This is a genomic window from Vibrio sp. V42_P2S4T144 (assembly GCF_009904715.1).
GTDB classification, from domain to species: domain Bacteria; phylum Pseudomonadota; class Gammaproteobacteria; order Enterobacterales; family Vibrionaceae; genus Vibrio; species Vibrio alginolyticus.
Genome location: NZ_WXWS01000433.1, coordinates 1 through 6347, shown reverse-complemented (window position 1 = coordinate 6347; position 6347 = coordinate 1). Strand labels below are relative to the sequence as shown.

The window sequence follows — 6347 nt, the reverse complement described above, 5'->3', positions numbered from 1 at the left end:
CGGTGTACGACGGTTCTTGGACCGAATGGGGTGCTGACCACTCTCTACCTATCGAGCGTTAAGACAAGTGTCTGTTTAACATAGTATCTTACGTTTATCTAAAGATGATGTGTTCCAATAAACTAAACGCAGCTTTTAAACCAAACTTGTCATTTCGAAATAGAAACTGGCTATGAGTGATTTGTCCCTCCTCATAGCCTGACTACATCAAAAGCCGACTATTTCCGTTAGCGTTCAGATGTCGCGTTGCCGTGCATTTGCTCATCTAAGTTGAGCACGGTTAATGCGTTGCTAACGCTCGTGGCGATCACGTCTATCGCTCCAGTTCTTAATGCTCCGAGTAGAGCGAGCGGCTTGCTGTTCTCTGCTGCGATCGCAATGACTTCCGAGATCGGCCGAAACTCTTCAATACCAAGTCCAATTACTCGGTCACTCATTACCGTGTTCGCTACATTACCGTGAATATCAAAGAAGTCATAACCTGCAAAATCCCCTACCACACCTTGTTGAAGTCTCGACTGAACCACTTCATCAGGCGTAAACCAACCTAAGTCGACCATGTAACTGTTTTCGCTCATGTCACCAATACCAACCAAAGCGACATCGGCTTTACGTGCTAGGTCGAGCGTTTGTTTCACGGTTGCATTTTGCATAAAGGCCAACTTCTGTTCTCTGTTTTCTGCGTAAGCCGGCGCATAAAGGGTTTCAGAGGTCCCCCCATATTTCTTCGCCAACTGACGACAAATATGGTCGGCGTTATACATACCGCCACGCGGATGAATACCACCAATGCCACACACAAATTTACAATCACGCGGCGTAATAACACCAATATGGTGAGCGACAGACGACACGTTGCGCCCTTGTCCGACCGTCACCACCATGCCGTTTTTGAGCGTGCTAGTGAGATAATTGGACACCAATCCCGATACCTGTAGTCGTTGCGCTTCTTCATTCGGTTGATCAAGAGCAACAAGCGCGCGCTTAACGCCGAATCGCTCGATCAAACGTTGTTCGATCTTGGCGCTGAACACCGGATGGTATTTAACGGTAATTTCAACAATGCCTTCATCACGCGCCTGCTTGAGCATTCGCCCAACCTTTGCGCGTGATATGGCAAATTTTCTCGATATCTCTTCCTGAGTCGCACCGTCTTGATAATACGCGACGGAAATCTCTGTCAACAAATCCGTGTTTTCAATGGAAATATCTTGATTAGAACTGCTCATGGTTTCTCTCGCCCTTTAAGAGGATCGATATTGTATGCAATAAGTGAACATATGCTCATTGACTTAGCATATGTTCTTTATCAATTTAAACGCTACATTTGCTCATCGCAATAACATTTTCTCACTACAATTTTTTACCCTCTTGGACAACGCTCAAGCTTTGAACAATAAGGGCAAACGTTTATTTGGGTTAACCACTAAACACACAGTAAAAAAACGTTGATGAAGTTCACTATAAGTCCATTTCAGCGATTGACTTTCAGCATAGATAGGATAAATATGGACACATCATTTACTCAGCTATCGATCAAATGTTCATAGCATTTGTTCGGTAACGAAATTTTCCGTAGTTGGCTGAGCAGATGTCTCATTAAATGCGATGAGACGGTTAGCTAACTCGCTTGCAAATGCACAAGCTGTGATAACAAAAATCACGCTTAAGCCCATTTAAATAGGATGATCGATTATGAGCAACAAGTTAGAGCAACTTCGTAAACTAACGACTGTAGTAGCAGACACTGGCGAGATTGATGCAATTAAAAAGTATCAGCCAGAAGACGCAACAACTAACCCTTCTCTTATCCTTAAAGCCGCTCAAATCGCAGAGTACGCACCTCTAATCGATGCTTCAATCGAATACGCTAAAGCACAGAGCAACGACAAAGCTCAACAAGTTCAAGATACTTGTGACATGCTTGCAGTAAACATCGGTAAAGAAATCCTAAAAACTATCCCAGGTCGTATCTCTACAGAAGTAGACGCTCGTCTATCTTACGATATGGAAGGCAGCGTAGCGAAAGCTCGTCAACTAGTGAAAATGTACAACGATGCTGGCATCACTAACGACCGTATCCTTATCAAACTGGCTTCAACTTGGGAAGGCATTCGCGCAGCTGAGATCCTAGAAAAAGAAGGCATCAACTGTAACCTAACGCTTCTATTCTCGTTCGCTCAAGCACGTGCTTGTGCAGAAGCGGGTGTATTCCTAATCTCGCCATTCGTTGGTCGTATCATGGACTGGTACAAAGCGAAAGAAGGCCGTGACTTCGAAGCTCAAGAAGATCCAGGCGTACTATCTGTAACTAAGATCTACAACTACTACAAAGAATACGGCTACAAAACTGTAGTTATGGGCGCAAGCTTCCGTAATATCGGTGAGATCTTAGAACTAGCTGGTTGTGACCGTCTAACTATCGCTCCTGCTCTACTTGCAGAACTAGAAGCAGCTGAAGGTGAAGTAGTTGAGAAACTAGTTGATTCTAAAGGCGCAGCTGAGCGTCCAGCACCAATGACTCATGCAGAGTTCCTATGGGAACATAACCAAGACCCAATGGCTGTTGAGAAGCTGGCTGAAGGTATCCGCAACTTCGCCGTTGACCAAGGCAAACTAGAAGCGATGATCGAAGCTAAGCTTTAATTGCTTACCAAAAGCGAGTAGCCCGTCTACTCGCTTTTACCATCAGCACTATTTTCAAAAAATTCTATTTGAACTTGTTTCGGCGAGTTCCCTCTATTTAAATCAAATATCGAGAAGTAATCACTATGGATCGTAAACATCTAGCAAATGCAATCCGTGCGCTAAGCATGGATGGTGTTCAACAAGCTAACTCTGGTCACCCAGGTGCACCTATGGGTATGGCTGACATCGCTGAAGTTCTTTGGCGCTCTCATCTAAACCACAACCCATCAAACCCTGAGTGGGCAGACCGCGACCGTTTCGTACTGTCTAACGGCCACGGCTCAATGCTGATTTACTCTCTACTGCACCTTGCAGGTTACGAGTTGTCTATCGACGATCTGAAAAACTTCCGTCAGCTTCACTCTAAAACTCCTGGTCACCCAGAGTATGGTTACGCGCCAGGAATCGAGACCACAACGGGTCCGCTAGGTCAAGGCATCACTAACGCGGTTGGTATGGCTCTAGCTGAAAAAGCGCTAGCAGCACAGTTCAACAAAGAAGGCCACGACATCGTTGACCACTTCACTTACGTGTTCATGGGCGACGGCTGTCTGATGGAAGGTATTTCGCACGAGGCATGTTCTCTTGCAGGTACTCTAGGTCTAGGCAAGCTGATCGCGTTCTGGGATGACAACGGCATCTCTATCGACGGTCACGTTGAAGGTTGGTTCTCTGACGACACACCTAAGCGTTTCGAAGCTTACGGTTGGCACGTAATCCCTGCAGTAGACGGTCACGATGCTGACGCAATCAACGCAGCAATTGAAGCAGCGAAAGCGGATCCACGTCCTACACTTATCTGTACTAAGACTATCATCGGTTTTGGTTCACCAAACAAATCTGGTTCACACGATTGTCACGGTGCGCCACTAGGTGCAGAAGAAATCGCAGCAACACGCAAAGAACTAGGTTGGGAGCACGGTCCTTTTGAAATTCCGCAAGAAGTCTACGCAGAATGGTCAGCGAAAGAAACAGGCGCAGCTAAGGAAGCAGCGTGGAACGAGAAATTTGCAGCTTATGAAGCAGCGTACCCTGAGCTGGCAACTGAATTTAAACGCCGCGTAAACGGCGAGCTTCCTGCACAGTGGGAAGAAAAAGCAAGCCAAATCATTGCTGATCTTCAAGCTAACCCAGCAAACATTGCATCACGTAAAGCGTCTCAAAATGCTCTAGAAGCATTTGGTGCTCTACTACCAGAGTTCATGGGTGGCTCTGCTGACCTAGCACCTTCTAACCTAACCATGTGGTCTGGTTCTAAGTCTCTAGAAGCAAGCGACTTCTCTGGTAACTACATCCACTACGGCGTACGTGAATTCGGTATGACAGCGATCATGAACGGTATCGCGCTACACGGTGGTTTCGTTCCTTACGGCGCAACATTCCTAATGTTCATGGAGTACGCACGTAACGCAATGCGTATGGCTGCGCTGATGAAAATTCAGAACATCCAAGTGTACACGCATGACTCTATCGGTCTTGGCGAAGATGGTCCAACTCACCAACCAGTTGAGCAAATGGCATCGCTACGCCTAACACCAAACATGAGCACATGGCGTCCATGTGACCAAGTTGAGTCCGCTGTAGCTTGGAAACTAGCGATTGAACGTAAAGATGCACCGACAGCACTTATCTTCTCTCGTCAAAACCTTGCGCAACAAGAGCGCACAGCAGAACAAGTAGCAGACATCGCGAAAGGTGCTTACATTCTGAAAGATTGCGAAGGCAAGCCTGAGCTAATCCTTATCGCAACAGGTTCTGAAGTTGAACTAGCAGTAGAAGCAGCAGCACAGCTAACTGCTGAAGGTAAGAAAGTACGCGTTGTTTCAATGCCATCAACAGACGCATTCGACAAACAAGACGCCGCTTACCGTGAAGCTGTACTGCCATCAGACGTAACAGCACGTATCGCAATTGAAGCAGGTATTGCTGACTTCTGGTACAAGTACGTAGGCTTCGACGGTCGCATCATCGGTATGACTTCATTCGGTGAATCTGCACCAGCTGGCGAACTATTCAAAATGTTTGGCTTCACGACTGAAAACGTAGTGAACACAGCAAAAGAGCTACTCGCGTAATTGCAGTAAAAAGATAGTCAGTTTTCTCTATTGCGAATGTGAAAACTGAAAAGCCCCACCAGCAATGGCGGGGCTTTCTTTTATCTGGCTCCTATTCGTATAAACGCAGCCAGGACATAAACATCACAACTTTCGTTACGACTATTTGTCTTCAAATCGAAGTGCGAGCTGATAGAAATCTTGTACTTGGTCTTTCAACTGTCGGCTGTTTTGTTCAACTGAATGTGTTGCTGCCAAGTTTTGTTCTGCGGTCGAAGCGATAGAATGAATGTGCTGGTTTACATCACTAGATAGCTTTAACTGGTTATTCGCCGCTTCTGCTACATCAACCATCAGCCCACTCATGGTTTGCATCATCTGTTCAACTTCAGACAAACGCAACGCACTTTGTTCTGCTACTTGAGAACAGGCATCGGTTTGCTCTTTGTTTGCCAGAATATCTTTCTGCCAACTTTGAATCGTTGCCAACATAGTGGAGATAGAAGCTTGGATTTGTTCAGTTGCATTGGATGAACGCCCAGAAAGCGCGCGGACCTCATCAGCTACAACAGCAAAACCACGACCTTGCTCCCCTGCCCTTGCTGCTTCAATCGCCGCGTTAAGTGCCAGTAAATTGGTTTGCTCTGCGATCCCACCAATCTCTTCCATCAAATGGTTCACCTTCTGCGCCTGATCACTCAGTTGATACGTCGTTTCCGTCGCTTTTTCAGCTTGAAGGCTTAATTGCGCTAGATTGGTGTGCGTTTGATCGATGGTCTCCTTCGCCATCAAGCATGACTTCAATGTATCATCAATCAACATATGGGCATCATTGGTACTCGAAGAAACCGAATTTGCCGACAACTCCACCTCTTGGGTAGCATCTCGCACACGATGAATATCGGTATTTTGCTGATTTAATGCAGCCGAGACTTCTGCCGTTGTTTGACTAAGCTCTTCGGCGCAATGCTGCAAAGGCAATGCGGAGTCAGTCATTCTTCCTAACACGGTTCGAATTCTTGCGGATAGCATTTTGATATGGAAATCGGCAATCGAAAATGCCGTGTTACCAGAATAGATCAAGCGACTTACGCTGTCATATTGCTTTTGTAACTTTTTAAGTTGCTGAGGTGTATCAATTAACTCTTGGCGGAATAACAGAGCTAGAACACTTGCAGGTAACGCACTTGCAAGCCAAGCCAACGGCCCTTCAACAGACAACGCATATGCGGTTGCAGGTGCGGTTAGTGCACCAAGTAGAATCGCATAGCGAATGGTTTCATTGATTTTCAACGACCAAGTTCGGCCAGACTTCTCTGCAGCACGCATGCTTTTGTAGGCTTTTGTCGCAATATCAACCCACTCTCGCTTTGGTTTCACGCGCACTGATTGATACCCAACAACATGGTTGTCTTCGTAGATAGGGGTGACATAAGCATCAACCCAATAGTAACCGCCAGACTTAGTGGCATTCTTAACCATTCCACGCCAGGCTTTACCTTGTTTAAGGCGTGCCCACATATCACCGAAAGCGGCTTTAGGCATATCTTTATGACGAACTATATTATGGTTCTGACCGACAAGTTCTTCGTGAGTGTATTCAGC

Annotated in this window: 4 protein-coding genes; 2 read left to right on the top strand and 2 right to left on the bottom strand. The window is 46.1% G+C overall.

Translation table 11 applies throughout. The annotated features are described in order from the left end of the window. Positions 1–227: 227 nt before the first annotated feature. Positions 228–1229 carry a sugar-binding transcriptional regulator gene (locus tag CAG68_RS14570; RefSeq protein ID WP_005387670.1) on the bottom strand — a complete coding sequence of 334 codons (1002 nt, stop codon included), beginning with the start codon at positions 1227–1229 and terminating at the stop codon, positions 228–230. A 466-nt stretch (positions 1230–1695) separates the two neighbouring features. Here CAG68_RS14570 and tal point away from each other — a divergent pair, with 466 nt between their 5' ends. Beyond that, complete coding sequence (gene tal / locus CAG68_RS14565) at positions 1696–2646, top strand: transaldolase (protein ID WP_005373488.1); 951 nt, start codon at positions 1696–1698, stop codon at positions 2644–2646. Between the two features lie 125 nt (positions 2647–2771). Next, complete coding sequence (tkt, locus tag CAG68_RS14560; RefSeq protein ID WP_161441308.1) at positions 2772–4763, top strand: transketolase; 1992 nt, start codon at positions 2772–2774, stop codon at positions 4761–4763. A gap of 141 nt (positions 4764–4904) precedes the next feature. On the opposite strand, the gene CAG68_RS14555 is transcribed toward tkt, so the two are convergent. Beyond that, the coding region (locus tag CAG68_RS14555) for a methyl-accepting chemotaxis protein (protein WP_161441307.1) at positions 4905–6347 on the bottom strand (1443 nt) is incomplete at its 5' end.